Raw genomic sequence first — 16,338 nt, 5'->3', positions numbered from 1 at the left:
TAAGGTAGCGAAATTCCTTGTCGGGTAAGTTCCGACCTGCACGAATGGCGTAACGACTTCTCGACTGTCTCAACCATAGGCCCGGTGAAATTGCAACCATGCCGTGACGCGCGTGCTGAACCGGTGGTGGCGCCTGCCCGGCCGCGTCGGTTGGTCCGGAACCGTCATGTGCTGCTCCCCCCGCCTCGTCAAGATCGTTCGTGACGTGTGCCCCGACGGCCCCCGCCCAAGCGTGCGGCGGCCGCCCGAAAGACCGCCCCGTAACCCAAGACCGCACGGCAGCGCCGCCCGCAACAACCCTGCGCAGTTCCTCCCCGCCCCGGCGGCATGAAGCGGCCCCGACCGGACAGAGGCCGGGGGTGAAGATGCACCACGCCGTGGTCGTGGTCACGGGCGCTTCCAGCGGGATCGGCCGGGCCACCGCCCTGGAATGCGCGCGCCGCGGTGCGCGGGTCGTCCTGGCCGCCCGGAGCCTGGCCGTGCTGGAGCAGGTGGCCCGCGCCTGCGGGCGGGACGCGGACACGCTGGTGGTGCGTACCGACGTCACCGACGAGCGGGCGGTCGACGCGCTGGCGGCAGCCGCCGTACGCCGGTACGGCCGCATCGACGTCTGGGTCAACGCCGCCGCCGTGGGGATCCTGGGGCGGTTCGACCAGGTGCCGCTGGACGATCTGCGGCGCCTGCTGGAGGTCAACGTCCTCGGCGCCGTGCACGCCGCCCGCGCGGTCGTCCCCGTCATGCGACGGCAGGGCCGGGGCGTCGTCATCGACGTCGCCTCCCTGCTCGGCGCCCGCGTGCAGGCCCCGTACATGGGCGGCTACGCCATGTCCAAGGCGGCGCTCGTGACCTTCGACGAGGTGCTGCGCGAGGAGCTCGGGCTGCTGGGGGAGAAGCGGATCTCGGTGTGCACGGTGCTGCCCACCGGCGTGGACACGCCGTTCTTCCGGCACGCGGCGAACCACACCGGCCGCACGCAGCGGTCCCTGCCCCCCGTGGCCACACCCGAACGCGTCGCCCGGGCCATCGTCCGCACGGCCCGCAGCCCCCGCCGCCGGGTGCTGGTGGGCCCCTACGCCCGCACCATGGCCGCCGGTCAGACGCTGGCCCCCGGGCTGGTGCGGTGGGGCGTGAGCCGGCGCACCGACCGCGCCTACTTCGGCCCCGCCCACCCCGACGCCCCCGGCACCGGCATCCTCCACACCCCCTCGGGTGACAGCGCCGCGGTCCACGGCGGGCGCCGCGGCGGCCTGCGCACGGCCGGCCGCCGTGCCGCAGCCGCCACCGCCCTGCTGGTCACCGCGCGCGGGGCGCATGCGGCCCGGCGGCGCAGGGCGGCCCGCACCCGGTGACCCCTGCGCCCGGTGACCCCTGCGCCCGGTGACCCCCGCCCCCGGTGGCCCCCGCGCCCGGTCGCCGCCGGCCCCGGCGACGCCCGGCCGAGGCTCCACCCGCCTGGCCGCGCTTGAGGCCCGCCGGCCCGGGTAGGCGCCGGTTCCCCGAACCCGGAACGTGATCGGAGGCCGTCATGGCAGTGCAGCACCGGCTGGTACGGTGCCGGCCCGCACGCGTGTGGGAGGTCCTCGGCGAGGGCAGCGGCTACGACCGCTGGGTGGTCGGCACCCACGACGCCCGCGAGGAGGACGGCAGCTGGCCGCGAGAGGGCGCGGCGTTGCGGTACCGGCTCAAGCTCGGCCCGGTCAGCTACGACGGCCGGACCGTCGTACGGGTCCACCAGCCGCCCGACCGGCTGGAGCTGGAGGCGATCGCGGCCGGCGGCAGGGCGAGCGCACGGATCGCCTTCGACATCCGCCCCTGGGGCGAGGACACCCTCGTCATCCTGGACGAGCACCCGCTGCGCGGCAGGGGCTGGAACTTCCACCACGCGGCCATCGACGCCGTCGCCCAGGTACGCAACCGCCTCATGCTGTCCCGCCTGGCCCGCACCTGCGAGAACGGCGACGGGAGCGATGGTGGATCCTGACGCGGTGGTCATCGGGGCCGGCCCCAACGGCCTCGTCGCCGCCAACCTCCTCGCCGACGCCGGCTGGCGGGTCCTCGTCCTGGAGGCCCAGCCCGCCCCGGGCGGTGCGGTGCGCAGCGACCGGGGCCTCGACCCGGACTACGTGCACGACCTGTTCAGCGCCTTCTACCCGCTCGCCGCCGCCTCGCCGGTGATCCGCCGGCTGGGCCTGGAGCAGCACGGGCTGAGCTGGAGCCGGGCGCCCGCCGTCGTCGCCCATCCCCGCCAGGACGGCCGCTGTGCCGTCCTGGCCGCCGACCCGCAGGCCACGGCCGCCTCGCTCGACGCGTTCGCACCCGGCGACGGCGCCGCCTGGGAGCGGCTGTACGCCCTGTGGGAGAAGATCGGCGCCGACGTCCTGGACTGCCTGTTCACCCCCTTCCCGCCCGCCCGCGCCGGTCTGCGCCTCGCCGCACGCCTCGGCTACGGCCAGGGGCTGGGCGTGGCGCGCACCATGCTCCTGCCCGCGCGGCGCCTGGGCGAGGAGGAGTTCACCGGCGACGGCGGACGCCTCCTCATCGCAGGCAACGCCCTGCACGCCGACCTGGCCCCCGAGTCGGCCCTCGGCGGCGGCTTCGGCTGGCTGATGTGCATGCTCGGCCAGCAGTACGGATTCCCCGTACCGCGAGGCGGCGCCGGGGCACTCACCGACGCCCTCGTACGCCGCCTCACCGCACGCGGCGGCGTCCTGCGCTGCGGACAGCCGGTCGCCGAAGTCGTCGTGCGCGGCGGCCGCGCCGTCGGGGTGCGCACCGAGGACGGCACACCCGTACCGGCCCGCCGGGCCGTGCTGGCGGACGTCCCCGCGCCGCTGCTCTACGGCCGGCTCCTGCCCCTCGACCAGCTCCCGGAACGGGTCAGGGCGGGACTGCGCCGCTTCCAGTGGGACTTCTCCACCGTCAAGGTCGACTGGGCCCTGTCCCGGCCCATCCCCTGGCGGGCCGAAGGGCCGCGCACCGCCGGGACCGTGCACCTGGCCGACAGCGTGGACGAGCTCACCCTCTTCGCGGCCCAGATCGCCACCCGCCACGTGCCCGCCACGCCCTTCGCCGTGCTCGGGCAGATGACCACCGCCGACCCGACCCGCTCACCCGCCGGTACGGAGTCGGCCTGGGCCTACACCCACGTCCCCCAGCACATCACCGGCGACGCCGGCCCCGACGGCATCACCGGCCGCTGGGACGAACGGGACCGGCAGGCCATCGCCGACCGGCTCGAAGCGCAGGTGGAACGCTACGCCCCGGGGTTCACCGCCACGATCCGGGCCCGCCGGGTCCTCACCCCGCCCGACCTCGAACGGCTCAACCCCGCACTCGTCGGCGGAGCCATCAACCAGGGCACGACCCAGATCCACCAGCAGCTCGTCTTCCGGCCCGTGCCCGGCACCGGCCGCCCCGGCACCCCCATCGCGGGCCTCTACCTGGCCTCCGCCACGGCCCACCCCGGCGGCGGCGTCCACGGCGCGCCCGGCGCCAACGCGGCCCGCACCGCCCTGCGCGCGCAGCGCCTGCGGCTGCTGCGGAGGCCACGCCGGTAGCGGGGCGGCGGCACGGCGCGTGGGGCCGGACGGGGCCCGCTGCTCGGGGTAACTGTGTGCGCAAGGGGTGAGCCGGCTCGTCACGCCGGGTAGCGAACGGGGCGACGGATCCAGGACCCGATCCGCACTCGCCGACCGCAAGGAACAGCACCCATGAGCTCGCACCCTTCCCGTCTGCGCACCGCCCTCCGCGTCTGCGCCCCCGCCGTGGCCGCCCTCTCGCTCACGATGGCCTTCGCGGGCCCCGCGTCCGCGAGCCCGGCCCTCGTCGCGGTCAGCAACGGCCGGCTCACCTTCACGGCCCTGCCGGGCGAGACCAACACCGTCACCTTCGACACCTTCAGCGGGGGCACCCTGAAGGTCACCGACACGACGAGCAACCTCGTCGCCGGCCCGGGCTGCACCGGGAGCGGCCACACGGTGCTCTGCAACGGGATCGGCGTGACCCGGATCGTCGCCAACCTCGGCGACCAGAACGACACCGCGCAGAACGACACCAGCCTCCCGAGCGACCTCGTCGGCGGGCAGGGCAACGACATCCTCGTCGGCGGCTCCGGCCCGGACCGGCTCACCGACCCCGACGGCTGGACCGGCCCGACCCTGACCACCGTGACCATGGCCGGGCGCGGCGGCAACGACAGCATCATCAGCCGCAACGGCGGCTACGACCAGATCGACTGCGGCGCCGGATTCGACGTGCTGATCGCCGACCCGGCGCCCCGCGACACCCTTACCACGCCCAACACCTGCGAGATCGTCCAGCGCTTCTAGCTCACTCGACCTGCGGCCTCACGCATCCTCCGGCGGCGCGTCCTCCCGCGCGCTGCGCAGGACCACCGTGCTGTGCGAGTCCAGCCGCAGCGCCGTGCCCGGCTTCAGTTCCCGCTCGTCCGGGGCGTCCGTGGTCGCCGTGTCGACCAGCAGCGTCCAGCGGGCGGCGAACCGGTCGCCGGGGAGGCGGAAGTTCACCGCGGTGTCCGAGCTGTTGAACATCAGCAGGAAGGAGTCGTCGGTGACCCGGTTGCCGTAGCGGTCAGGCTCGGTGATCGCCTCGCCGTTGAGGAACATGGTCAGCGCGCCGGCCTGCGGCCACGCCCAGTCCTCCTCCTCCATCGGCGAGGCGTCGGGACGCAGCCATTCGACGTCCGCGGGCAGCCGGCCCGCGGGCCCGGCGGCCCGCCCGGAGAAGAAGCGCCGGCGCCGCAGCACGGGGTGGCGCCGGCGCAGCCGGATGAGGGATGCCGTGAAGTCCAGGAAGGCGCGGCTGCGTTCACCGAGGTCCCAGTCGATCCAGGTGGTCGGGTTGTCCTGGCAGTACGCGTTGTTGTTGCCGCCCTGCGTACGGCCCAGTTCGTCCCCGTGGCTGATCATCGGGATGCCCTGGGAGAGGATCAGCGTGGTCATCAGGTTGCGCTGCTGCCGCTCCCGCAGGGCCAGGACGCCGGCGTCGTCCGTCTCGCCCTCCGCCCCGCAGTTCCAGGACCGGTTGTGGTCCTCGCCGTCCCGGCCGTCCTCGCCGTTCCCGTCGTTGTGCTTGTGGTCGTAACTGACCAGGTCTCGCAGGGTGAACCCGTCGTGGGCGGTGACGAAGTTGACGCTGGCGAGCGGGCGCCGCCGGTCGTGTTCGTACAGGTCGGCCGAGCCGGTGATGCGGGAGGCGAACTCGCCGAGCGTGCCGTCGGCGCCGCGCCAGTAGTCGCGTACGGCGTCCCGGTAGCGGCCGTTCCACTCCGACCACAGCGGGGGGAAGTTGCCGACCTGGTAGCCGCCCTCGCCGAGGTCCCAGGGTTCGGCGATGAGCTTCACCCGGCTGATCACCGGGTCCTGCTGGATGACGTCGAAGAAGGCGGAGAGCCGGTCGACCTCGTGGAACTGGCGGGCGAGGGTGGCGGCGAGGTCGAAGCGGAAGCCGTCGACGTGCATCTCCTGGACCCAGTAGCGCAGCGAGTCCATGATGAGCTGGAGCACGTTGGGGTGGCGCATCAGCAGGCTGTTGCCGGTGCCCGTCGTGTCGTAGTACCGGGAGCGGTCCTCGTCGGACAGCCGGTAGTAGGCGGCGTTGTCGATCCCCTTGAACGCCAGCACGGGCCCCTCGTGGTTGCCCTCGGCGGTGTGGTTGTAGACGACGTCGAGGATGACCTCGATGCCCGCCGCGTGCAGTGCCTTCACCATCTGCTTGAACTCGGTGACCTGCGCTCCGCGGCCCCCGGTGGCCGCGTAGGCGTTGTGCGGGGCGAAGAAGCCGATGGTGTTGTAGCCCCAGTAGTTGGACAGGCCCTTCTCGGCCAGGTGGCCGTCCTGGACGAACTGGTGCACCGGCATCAGTTCCAGCGCGGTCACCCCGAGACCGGTGAGGTGGTCGAGGATCGCCGGGTGGGCGATGCCCGCGTAGGTGCCGCGCAGTTCCTCGGGCAGCGCGGGGTGGGTGCGCGTCAGGCCGCGCACGTGGCCCTCGTAGATGACGCTCTCGCCGTACGCGTGGCCCGGCGGCCTGTCGTCGCCCCAGTCGAAGCCGCGGTCGGTGACCACCGACAGCATGGTGTGGCCGGCGCTGTCCAGGGTGTTGGGCTCCGCGCCGTCCTTGAAGCGGTGGCCGTAGAGCGACTCGTGGTGGTCGAGCTGCCCGTCGATGGCGGTGGCGTACGGGTCCAGCAGGAGTTTCGCCGGATTGCAGCGGTGCCCGGCGGCCGGGTCGAAGGGACCGCTGACGCGGTAGCCGTACCGCTGCCCGGGACCGACGTCCGGGAGGTAGATGTGCCACGCGGACCGGTCGATCTCGGTCATCGGAACACGGGTCTCGTGCCCGGCGTCGTCCAGCAGGACCAGGTCCACGCCGTCGGCGACCTCGGAGAACAGTGCGAAGTTGGTTCCGGAGCCGTCGTACGTCGCTCCCAGGGGATACGGTTTGCCCGTCCATGTGCGCATGTGGTCACGCTACTGTCGCCGGGGCCTCCCGGCCCGCTGCTCCCGGGTGTCGCCGCGCCGGACGGACCCGCTGACGCTCCGTCGGCGGCCGCGCGGGCGGCGGACCGCCACTGATCGCGCCGGACGCGCATGAGCGGGCCGCGGCGGGTTACACGCCGTCAATGAGACCTGAGCGTGGTGCGGCCGTGGGACCAGGCCGCCTTCCCGTACTGCTGTTGCTGCCGGTACAGGCGGCCATGATGGCCGGCATCGGGCTGATGATCACCGGTCCGCTGGCGCACCTGTGGCCGGTGGCGGCGGAAGGCGGCGTCAACCGCGGCCTGGCCGCGCACCGCGGGGGCCCCGCCACCCCGTTCTCGGAGTGGCTCTCCCTCCTGGCCGGCACCCAGAGCATCATCGCCCTCACCCTCCTCGCCGTCGCCGCGATGCTGGCGTTCTCGCGCGGACGGTGGCTGCGGCAAGCGCTGTTCCTCGCCGGGGCCGTGGCCGCGCAGTCGGCGGTCTTCCTGCTGGTCACCATGGTGGTGGAGCGGTCGCGTCCGCACGTGCCGCACCTCGACGCCGCGCCGCCGACGTCCAGCTTCCCCTCCGGGCACGTCGGGGCCTCCGTGGCCCTGTTCGGCGGCCTCGCCGTCCTCGTCGCGCTCCAGCCGCACGGCGCACGCCGGTGGCTGCGGCACGCCCTCGTCACCGCCCTGCTGATCGTTCCGGTCGCCGTGGCGTTCTCCCGGGTCTACCGCGGGATGCACTACCCCTCCGACGTGGTGGGCGGCCTGCTCAACGGCACCTGCACCCTGCTCGTCCTGGCGTACGCGCTGCTGCTGCCGGCGCGGCACCGGCCACCCGCGGACCCGGCTCCCGGTCCGATCCCGGCCGAGCGGCTCCCGGCCGCCCGCACCCCCCGCGCCGCCGACGGGACGCCCCGGCGGGCCGTGGTGGTGCGTCACCCGCACGGCTGCGGGCCGGAACTGGCCGACCGCGTGCGGGACGTCCTGCGCCGCCACGGCTACGCCGACCAGGAATGGGCGCCGACATCCGCCGAGGACGCCGCCGGCGGCCTCGCGGGGCGGATCGCCGAGGAGGACACCGCGCTCGTCGTGGTCTGCGGCGGCGACGGCACCGTACGGGCCTGCGCCGACGTGCTGGCCGGCACCGGGATCCCGCTCGCGGTGGTCCCCTGCGGCACCGGCAACCTGCTGGCGCGCAACCTGCGGCTGCCCTCCGATCCGGCCGCCGCGCTGGAGGCGGCCCTGTCCGGGGAGACCGCGCGGATCGACGTGGGCCGGGTCACGGGCGACGGGCCGGCGGCGGCCCGGTTCACCGTCATGGCGGGAGCCGGCTTCGACGCCGCCATGGTCGCCGACGCCTCCGAGCGGGCGAAGGAGCGCCTCGGCTGGGCCGCGTACGTCCTGTCCGCGGTCCGCCACCTGGGGGACCCCCGGATGCGCCTGTCGATCCGGCTGGACGGCGGCCCCGTACGGGAGCGCCGCGCCCGCATGGTCGTCATCGGCAACGTCGGCACGCTCCAGGGCGGGCTGCCGCTGCTGCCCGACGCCCGGCCCGACAGCGGCCGCCTGGAGGTGGTGCTGCTCGATCCGCGCGGGGCCCGCGGCTGGCTCGCGGCCGCGGGACACCTCACGGCGCGCATGCTGCCCGGCCGTCAGGAGGCGGGCCCCGGCGGCGGGTACGGCAGGGTGGCCGGCGGCGCGCTGGAGTACTTCAGCGCCGTACGCGTCGACATCCGCTTCGCCCGGCCCCAGCCGCGCGAGCTCGACGGCGACGTCATCGGCCCCGGCACCCGGCTGAGCGCCGAGGTGGAACCGGGCGCGCTGCGGATCTGGCTGCCGCCCCGCGCACCGCACGAGCCGGGGCGTACGGCGGCGGCCGCGGGACGCACCGGGCGCACCGCGCACACCGTCGGCGGCTGAAGCGCCGCCGGACACACGACTTCGACAGGGGGTGACGGTCATGGGAACCGCGACGCGGGTACCGCAGCGCGAAGAGGTGGCGGCGGTCGAAGCCGAACTGGAGGTGGAGGGCGAGGAGCTCTCCGCCGAAGAGGCTCTGGCCGCGCTGAGGCGCTACGGCGGCTGGAGCCTCGTACGGGACTCCTTCATCCGGTTCCGCTACGCCGACGGCTTCAGCCACTCCAGGGCGCTGGCCCTGCAGACGGTGCTGTCGATCGTCCCGATGGCCATCGCCGTCATCGGACTGTCCAGCGCGCTGCACACCGAGGACATCGGCCGGGTGGCGGAACTGACGATACGACGGCTGGCGAGCGGGCCGAGCCAGGAGGTGGTGGACGACGCGCTGGCGCAGAGCCGGCACCACTCCGGTGACGGGAGCGAGCTCGCCCTCTGGCTCGGCCTGCTGTTCTCCGTCGTCAACGTGACCACCGCCCTGTGCCAGGTGGAGCGGGGCGCCAACCGCATCTACGGAACGGAACGCGACCGGCCGTTCCTGTACAAGTACACCCGCGGGCTGGTGATGTCGGTACTGGCCGGCCTGCCCCTCGGCCTCAGCTTCGCGGTCACCGTCCTCGGCGCCCACCTGAACCGCGCCGTGGCCGAGGTCTACCACCTCAGCCCCGGCACCATCCGCGCCTGGGACCTGCTGCGCTGGCCCGTCGGGGTGCTGCTGGCCCTGCTCGCCACCAGCGCCGTCTTCCGCCTCTCCCCCCGCCGCACCCAGCCCGGCTACACCTGGCTCGCCTTCGGTGCGACGGTGTACCTGGTGCTGTGGCTGCTGGCCACCTGGGGGCTGAGCCTGTACGTCGGGGCCAGCGGCTCCTTCGCCACCGTGTACGGACCCCTCAGCGCGTTCGTGTCGCTGCTGCTGTGGTCCTATCTGACCTCGATGGCCCTGTTCCTGGGGCTGGCCTTCGCCGCCCAGCTGGAGGCCGTACGGGCCGGGGTGAGGGAACCGGTCACCGAGGACCCCGGCGTCTGAACGCGCGGCGCGCCGGGACGGCACCCCGGGCGCGCCGCGGAGGAACCCCCGAAAGGAAACACCGCGACCATGGCACGACTGACCACCCGCCCGCGGCGACTGCTCGCCCGGCTCGTCTCCGGCCGCACGGGACCCGACGCGCGGTTCGGCGCACGGCTGCTGACGACGGTGGCCGCCACCGCCCTGGTGTCCGTGCCCTTCGCGCTCGCCCTGCTGCTGGTCGAGTCGCAGTGGCCGCCGCTGGCCCGGCTGGACCACCGGACGGCGGAGCGGCTGCACGCGGCCGCGCTGGAGCATCCCGCGTGGGTGCGGGTGCTCCGCTTCCTGACGGACGTGGCCTGGGACCCGGTGACGATGCGGCTGCTGGTGGCGGCGCTGGTGGTGTGGCTCCTGCTGCGCGGGGCGCTGCGGCTGGCGGTGTGGGCGGCCGTCACCGCGACCGCCGGGGGCCTGCTCGGCCTCCTGGTGAAGCACGTGGTCGCACGGGCCCGCCCCCACCTGCCGGACCCGGTGGCCGAGGCGCCCGGCTTCTCCTTCCCCTCCGGCCACGCGATGACGGCCACCACGTCCTGCGCGGTGCTGCTGCTGGCGCTGCTGCCGCTGGTGCCCCGCCGCCTGCGCCCCCTCGCGTGGGTGCTGGCGGCGGTCACGGTGGTGGGCGTCGGCTACACCCGGGTGGCGCTCGGCGTGCACTGGGTGAGCGACGTGGCGGGGGGCTGGCTGCTCGGCCTGGCCGTGGTGACGGCGACGACCCTGGCCTTCGAGGCCTGGCGGGCCGACGTCGGGCGCCTGCGCACCACGCCCGCGCAGGGTCTGGAGCCGGAGATCCGCTCCGAGCACCCCGAGCCGCCGGTGGGTGTCCCGGACCGTCCCTGAACACCCGCCGTCGAGGCGGGGGTCAGCCCCCGTCGCTCGTGAGGGTCTCCTTGACCTTGGCGATGGCGAAGCCCCAGCCCTGGCTCACGGTCGGCTTGCCCGGTACGGCGATCTCCTGCGGGTTGGTCAGCACGTCGAGGAGGACCGGGCCGGGCGTGTCGAACGCCTGGCGCACGGCGTCGTCCAGCGCCGACGGCTCGGTGACGCGGATGCCGGTCAGGCCGAGGGCGGTCGCCACGGCGGCGAAGTCCGGGTTGTCGAGTTCCGTGCCGAACTCGGGCAGGCCCGCCTGCTCCTGCTCCAGCTTCACCATGCCCAGGCGCCGGTTGTCGAAGACGACGAGCTTGACCGGCAGCCGGTACGTCTTGATCGTCATCAGGTCGCCGAGCAGCATGCTCAGCCCGCCGTCGCCGCAGAACGCGACCACCTGGCGGTCGGGCGCCCACAGCTGGGCGCCGAGCGCCTGCGGCATCGCGTTCGCCATCGAGCCGAGGTTGAAGGACCCGAGCAGCCGCCGCGTCCCGCGCATGGTGACGAACCGGGAGAGCCAGACGGTCGCCATGCCGGTGTCGGCGGTGAACACCGCGTCGTCGTCGGCGTGCCGCTCCACGCACGCGGCCAGCGCCTCGGGGCGGATGTCGTGGTCCCGGTTGTCCACCAGCGCGCGCAGCTTGCCCGTCCAGCGGCGGTCGTGACGGGGGTCGGCGAGCTTGTACTGGGACTCCGTCCAGGAGTCGAAGCGGGAGCGGGAGTCGTCGAGGTGGGAGCGGTCGGACACCGCCTTCAGCTGCGGGAGCAGAGCACGCAGGGTGGCGCCGACGTCCCCGGCCAGACCCGCGTCCACCGGGACCCGCCGGCCGAGGTGTTCGCCGCGGGTGTCGATCTGGACGACCTTGCAGTCGGTGGGGTACCAGTCGGTGTAGGGGAAGTCGGTGCCCAGCATGAGCAGCGTGTCGCACTGGTCGAGGGCGTGGGAGGCGGCCGGGTTGCCGATCAGGCCGGTCTGGCCCACCTGATACGGGTTCTCGTGCTCGAAGCCCTCCTTGGCCTTCAGGGTGAGCACCATGGGCGCGCTCAGCAGTTCGGCCAGGCGCAGCACCTCCTCGCGGGCCTCCCGGGCGCCCTGGCCGACCAGCAGGGTGGTCTTGGACCCGGCGTTGACGAGCTGCGCGGCTTCGGCGAGGGCGGGATCGTCGGGCCGGGTCACCGGCCGGTCCAGGGCGAAGCGCGCGGGACGGTCGTCCTCGATCTCCTGGTCGCCGAGGTCGCCGGGGACGGTGAGGACGGCCACGCCGCCCTGGCTGATCGCCGCGCGGACCGCGGACTCCAGCATCCGCGGCATCTGCTGGGGGGAGGTGACGGTCGCCCGGTAGACGGCGACGTCACGGAAGAGCTGCTCGTTGTCGACTTCCTGGAAGTAGTCGGTGCCCATCTCCGCGAGCGGGACCTGGCCGCAGATGGCGAGGACGGGGGCGTGGCTCTTGGCGGCGTCGTAGAGCCCGTTGAGGAGATGGACGGAGCCGGGGCCGACGGTGCCCATGCAGACGCCGAGCCGGCCCGAGAGCTGGGCCTGCGCGCCGGCCGCGAACGCCGCCGCCTCTTCGTGGCGGCAGCCGACCCAGTCCACGCCGTCGGTGGTGCGGATCGCGTCCGTGAGGGGGTTGAGGGCGTCGCCGACGACGCCGAAGACGTGGTGGACGTCGAGTTCCTTGAGTGCGTCGACGATCGCTCGGGCAACGGTGCGTGTCATGGGCAGTCCAGTCCTGTCGGTCGTGGGATGGGTGGTCGTACGCCGGTCTTCTCGCGGGTCGGCGGGGGAGCAGGTCGGTGATCGGACGGGTCGGGGCGGGCGCGTCAGCGGGCGAACCGGCCGGGGTCGGCGGCAGCCCAGTCCTCGGCCCAGGAGCGGGGCGCCTCGTCGAGGAGCTGCCCCGGGGCCAGCCACTCGTAGAGTTGCGCACCGGAGCGGACGGTGTGGGGATCGACGCGGTGCAGCAGCAGCCCGGGGTGCAGCTCCCGCGGATGGTCGACGCCCATCGCCGCCATGATCTGCAGGGCGCTCTCGACCGTGGCCCGCTGGTAGCGGTGCACGCGCCCCGACTTGTCGTCCACGTCGAGGGCCGCCGCGCGGCGGGGGTCCTGGGTGGCGACGCCCACGGGGCAGGTGTTGGTGTGGCACCGCTGCGCCTGGATGCATCCGAGGGCGAACATCATGGCCCGGGCGGCATTGGCGTAGTCGGCGCCCTGCGCGAGACGTTTGACAAGGTCGCCCCCGGTGGCGACCTTGCCGCTGGCGCCGATCCTGATCCGGTCGCGCAGGCCCGTGCCGACGAGGGCGTTGTGGACGGTGATCAGGCCGTCCGTGAGCGGCAGCCCGACGTGGTCGGCGAATTCCAGGGGCGCGGCACCGGTGCCGCCCTCGGCGCCGTCGACGATGATGAAGTCCGGGGCGGTGCCCTCGTCCAGCATGGCCTTGCACACGGAGAGGAACTCCCGGCGCGAGCCGACGCAGAGTTTGAAGCCGACCGGCTTGCCGTCCGCCAGCTCACGCATGCGCGCGAGGAAGCGGACCAGCCCGCGGGGCGTGGAGAACGCCGTGTGGTAGGGCGGCGAGACGACGGTGACCCCCTCGGGCACCCCGCGGACCGAAGCGATCTCGCCGTTGACCTTCGCCCCGGGGAGCACCCCGCCGATGCCCGGCTTGGCGCCCTGGCTCAGCTTCAGCGAAAGGCACTTCACCTGGTCGTGGGCGGCCTTCTCGGCGAACTGCCGCTCGTCGAAGCGGCCGTCCCCGGTGCGGCAGCCGAAGTAGCCGGTGCCGATCTCCCAGACCAGGTCGCCGCCCGGACGCAGGTGGTACTCGGACAGGCCGCCCTCGCCCGTGTCGTGGGCGAAGCCGCCCCGCCGGGCACCGGTGTTGAGCGCCGTGACGGCCTGCGCCGACAGGGAGCCGAAGCTCATGGCCGAGACGTTGAGCAGGGCCATGTCGTAGGGGCGGGTGCAGTCGGGGCCGCCGACCCTGATCCGCGGGGGGTCCTCGGGGACCGGCCGCGGGGCCATGGAGGGCATGAGGTACTCGCTGCCCGGCTCGTAGAGGTCACGCTCCGTGCCGAACGGCTCCTCGGCGTCGGTTCCCTTGGCGCGCTCGTAGACGATGCTGCGGGTGTCGCGGTCGAAGGGACGGCCGTCGAAGTTGCGTTCGATGAAGTACTGCTGGAGTTCCGGTCGCACCGCCTCCATCGCGAACCGGAAATGGCCGAGGAGCGGGTAGTTGCGCAGGACGGAGTGCCTGCGCTGGCACACGTCCCACACCCCCACCGCCACGAGGACGGCCATCGGCACGGCCAGGAACCACCACCAGGCGGAGAGCGTCACCGCGGCCGCGGCGGCGCCGCACGCCAGGACGCCCGGCAGCGCGAACGTCATCACCTTGAGCTTCGTCATCACCCCCCGCTCATGCCCGCACGGCATCCGCGCATTCGGCGGTGATCACCGGGGCCCAGGGGTCAGGTGCGGGTGGCCGCCTCCCGGTCGGGGTAGAGGGGCAGGACCTGGTCGAGGCCGACGATGCGCAGGATGCGCAGGGTGTGGGCGGGCAGCGCGGCCAGCGCGATGTCCGCCCGGGCGGCGTGGGCGTGGCTGCGGGCGGCGAGCAGGGCGGTCAGGCCGCTGGAGTCGCAGAACTCCATGCGGCCCAGGTCGAGGACGAGGCGCTGGCCCGGCTGGAGGACGAGCGTGGTGAGCCGTTCGCGCAGCAGGGGGGCACTGGCGTAGTCAAGATCGCCGATGATCTCCAGAACGGGACCGGTGGCGGCGTCTGCGGCGGTGATGGTCAGCGAGCGCATGCGGGGTCTCCCGTCGTGGGGCGGGCGGCGGGGACGCCGAGCGCGAGCACGGCGGTGTCGTCGTCGAGGCCGTCACCGAAACCGGCCAGCAGGCCGGTCACGGCCTGCACCACGGCGGGGGCGGGCTTGCCGGCCTGGCCGGCGGCGAAGGCGAGCAGGGCCTCCTGGCCGTACAGGCTGGTGCGGGTGTCGCCGGTACGCGCCTCGGTCAGGCCGTCGGTGTAGAGCAGGAGGGTGTCGCCGGGGCCGAGGACGGTGGTGGCGGTCGTGAAGGGCGCGTCGGGCAGGATGCCGACGAGGAGGCCGCCGGGGGTGGGCAGGTACTCCGCCGTGCCGTCGGCGCGCAGGACGAGCGCCGGGGGGTGGCCGCCCGAGGCGAGGTGGACGGTGACCTCTCCGGTCTCGCCGTCGCGTCGCAGGGTGCCGTAGACGGCCGTGCAGTAGCGCGGGTCCCCGCCGGCGGCGTACCGCTCGTGGAGCACCTTGTTCAGGGTGGTCAGGGCGGAGACGGGTTCGGGGTCGTGCAGGGCCGCGGCGCGCAGGGTGTAGCGGGTCAGCGAGGTGACCGCGGCGGCCTCGGGCCCCTTCCCGCACACGTCGCCGAGGAAGAAGCCGAAGCGCTTCCCGTCGACGGGGAAGACGTCGTAGAAGTCGCCGCCGAGCTGGTCGGGGGAGGCGGTGTGGTAGTAGGCGGCCGTCTCCACTCCCTCGACCGGCGGCAGGGTCGTGGGCAGCAGCGACTGCTGGAGCGTGGCGAGGACGGCCTGGAGCCGGGCGCGGTCGGCCTCCGCCCGCTTCTGCGCCTCCTCGGCGACCTTGCGCCGCCGCAGGAGCTCCTCCTCGTAGGCGCGCCGCTCCCGGGCGTCGAAGACGGTGGTGCGGATCAGCAGGGGCTCGCCGGTGGTGCCGCGCCTGATCACCGAGGAGACCAGCACCGGTATCCGGCCGCCGCCGTGCCGTTTGATCTCCAGCGCGATCCCGCTGATCTCGCCCTGCATGCGCAGCAGCGGCGCGAAATGCGTCTCGTGGTAGAGCTTGCCGCCCACGGTCAGCAGGTCGGTGAACCGCATCCGGCCGACCACCGCCTCCCGCTCCAGGGCGAGCCAGTCCAGCAGCGTGCCGTTGATCTTGGCGATGGTGCCGTCCATCAGCGTCGAGAGGTATCCGCACGGCGCGTTCTCGTACAGGTCCTCGGCGCTGTCTTCCAGCAGTGCCGCGAACGCCGCGTCCGGGGCCGTCCGGTCGTCGCCGTCCTGCGGCTCGGGCTGCTGCCCGAGGCGGCACATCATCGCAGGCCGGCCAGGAACTCCAGGAGCGCCTCGTTGGTTGCCTCGGGTGCGGACAGGTGCGGGCAGTGCCCGGTCGCCTCCAGCGTCACGAGCGTCGAGCCCGGCACCGCCCGGTGGACGAAGGCGCCGACCTCCCGGGGCGCGATCACGTCCTGGGTGCACTCCAGCACCAGCGTCGGCACGCTCACGCGCTTCAGGTCGTCTCGGGAATCCGAGAGGAACGTCGTCCGGGCGAAGACGCGCGCCATGTCGGGATCGGTGGCGCAGAAGCTGTTCTTCAGCTCCTCACCGAGCTCGGGCCGGTCCTCGTTCCCCATGATCAGCGGAGCCATCGCCGCCGACCAGCCCAGGTAGTTCGACTCCAGGGAGACCAGCAGCTCGTCGATGTCCTCGGCGCTGAAGCCGCCCCGGTAGCCCTCGTCGTCGATGTACCGCGGCGACGGCGCGACCATCACCAGCGCCCCGATGCGCTCCGCGGCCATGCCGGCGGCCAGCACCCCCACCATGGCGCTGACCGAATGCCCCACGAACACCGCGTCACGAAGGTCGAGGGCCTCGCACACGTCCACCACGTCCCGGGCGTAGCCGTCCAGGGAGGAGTAGCGGTCCTCGGAGAACGCGGACCCGTCCGCGCGGCCCGAGCCGACGTAGTCGAACAGCACGACCCGGTAGTCCTGGACCAGCGCGGGCACCGTCAGCCGCCACATGTTCTGATCACAGCCGAAGCCGTGCGCCAGCACCACCGCCGGTCCCTTCGGGTTGCCGACGACGGTGATGTTGTTCCTGCGGGCGATGTCCATACCCACCAGTCTCTCAAGCCCCGGGCACCACGGCGGCACCCCACCCCGGGGACGCCGGCCGGGGGGCCTGCCCCGAATCGTGTCCTTCGCCGGGGGT

At 73.8% G+C, this 16,338-nt stretch carries 13 protein-coding genes and 1 rRNA gene; 8 read left to right on the top strand and 6 right to left on the bottom strand.

Annotated elements, in window-relative coordinates; genetic code table 11:
• The 5 genes from AB0D45_RS04425 to AB0D45_RS04405 all read left to right on the top strand — a co-directional run.
• A 23S ribosomal RNA gene (locus AB0D45_RS04425) occupies window positions 1-111 on the top strand; the annotation flags it as partial.
• A 254-nt stretch (window positions 112-365) separates the two neighbouring features.
• Complete coding sequence (locus AB0D45_RS04420) at window positions 366-1,349, top strand: SDR family NAD(P)-dependent oxidoreductase (RefSeq protein WP_362455242.1); 984 nt, start codon at window positions 366-368, stop codon at window positions 1,347-1,349.
• A 176-nt stretch (window positions 1,350-1,525) separates the two neighbouring features.
• Window positions 1,526-1,981, top strand: coding sequence for an SRPBCC family protein (locus AB0D45_RS04415; RefSeq protein WP_362455236.1), 456 nt, complete (start codon window positions 1,526-1,528; stop codon window positions 1,979-1,981).
• Window positions 1,968-3,557 (top strand): NAD(P)/FAD-dependent oxidoreductase, encoded by a 1,590-nt coding sequence (locus AB0D45_RS04410; RefSeq protein ID WP_362455235.1) that lies wholly within the window; start codon window positions 1,968-1,970, stop codon window positions 3,555-3,557. The genes AB0D45_RS04415 and AB0D45_RS04410 overlap by 14 nt, the downstream gene beginning before the upstream one ends.
• 153 nt (window positions 3,558-3,710) lie before the next feature.
• Window positions 3,711-4,328: a hypothetical protein gene (locus AB0D45_RS04405; RefSeq protein ID WP_362455234.1), complete on the top strand. Its 618-nt coding sequence runs from the start codon at window positions 3,711-3,713 to the stop codon at window positions 4,326-4,328.
• Window positions 4,329-4,346: 18 nt separating this feature from the next.
• On the opposite strand, the gene glgX is transcribed toward AB0D45_RS04405, so the two are convergent.
• Window positions 4,347-6,482, bottom strand: a complete 2,136-nt coding sequence (gene glgX / locus AB0D45_RS04400; protein ID WP_362455233.1) for a glycogen debranching protein GlgX — start codon at window positions 6,480-6,482, stop codon at window positions 4,347-4,349.
• A 161-nt stretch (window positions 6,483-6,643) separates the two neighbouring features.
• Here glgX and AB0D45_RS04395 point away from each other — a divergent pair, with 161 nt between their 5' ends.
• The 3 genes from AB0D45_RS04395 (at window position 6,644) to AB0D45_RS04385 (ending at window position 10,307) form a co-directional block, all read left to right on the top strand.
• Entirely contained in the window at window positions 6,644-8,410 is a 1,767-nt protein-coding gene (locus AB0D45_RS04395; RefSeq protein ID WP_362455232.1) for a diacylglycerol kinase family protein, read from the top strand.
• A gap of 40 nt (window positions 8,411-8,450) precedes the next feature.
• Window positions 8,451-9,431: a YihY/virulence factor BrkB family protein gene (locus AB0D45_RS04390; protein ID WP_361607725.1), complete on the top strand. Its 981-nt coding sequence runs from the start codon at window positions 8,451-8,453 to the stop codon at window positions 9,429-9,431.
• A gap of 69 nt (window positions 9,432-9,500) precedes the next feature.
• Window positions 9,501-10,307, top strand: a complete 807-nt coding sequence (locus AB0D45_RS04385; RefSeq protein WP_362455231.1) for a phosphatase PAP2 family protein — start codon at window positions 9,501-9,503, stop codon at window positions 10,305-10,307.
• A gap of 22 nt (window positions 10,308-10,329) precedes the next feature.
• Here the strand turns inward: AB0D45_RS04385 and AB0D45_RS04380 are convergent, their stop codons facing one another.
• From AB0D45_RS04380 to AB0D45_RS04360, 5 genes are all read right to left on the bottom strand, one after another.
• Window positions 10,330-12,057 (bottom strand): thiamine pyrophosphate-dependent enzyme, encoded by a 1,728-nt coding sequence (locus AB0D45_RS04380; protein WP_362455230.1) that lies wholly within the window; start codon window positions 12,055-12,057, stop codon window positions 10,330-10,332.
• A 104-nt stretch (window positions 12,058-12,161) separates the two neighbouring features.
• Complete coding sequence (locus AB0D45_RS04375; protein WP_362455229.1) at window positions 12,162-13,751, bottom strand: FMN-binding glutamate synthase family protein; 1,590 nt, start codon at window positions 13,749-13,751, stop codon at window positions 12,162-12,164.
• A gap of 62 nt (window positions 13,752-13,813) precedes the next feature.
• Window positions 13,814-14,152, bottom strand: coding sequence for an STAS domain-containing protein (locus AB0D45_RS04370; protein WP_362455228.1), 339 nt, complete (start codon window positions 14,150-14,152; stop codon window positions 13,814-13,816).
• Entirely contained in the window at window positions 14,140-15,438 is a 1,299-nt protein-coding gene (locus AB0D45_RS04365; RefSeq protein WP_362455227.1) for a SpoIIE family protein phosphatase, read from the bottom strand. The genes AB0D45_RS04370 and AB0D45_RS04365 overlap by 13 nt, the downstream gene beginning before the upstream one ends.
• A complete protein-coding gene (locus AB0D45_RS04360) occupies window positions 15,438-16,241 on the bottom strand; it encodes an alpha/beta hydrolase (RefSeq protein WP_362455226.1) in 804 nt (267 codons plus the stop codon). The genes AB0D45_RS04365 and AB0D45_RS04360 overlap by 1 nt, the downstream gene beginning before the upstream one ends.
• Window positions 16,242-16,338 lie beyond the last annotated feature (97 nt).

It is taken from the genome of Streptomyces sp. NPDC048352, from assembly GCF_040651895.1.
GTDB lineage: Bacteria > Actinomycetota > Actinomycetes > Streptomycetales > Streptomycetaceae > Streptomyces.
The sequence above is the reverse complement of the archived record's forward strand: the minus strand, read 5'-3'. Positions and strand labels throughout refer to the sequence as shown.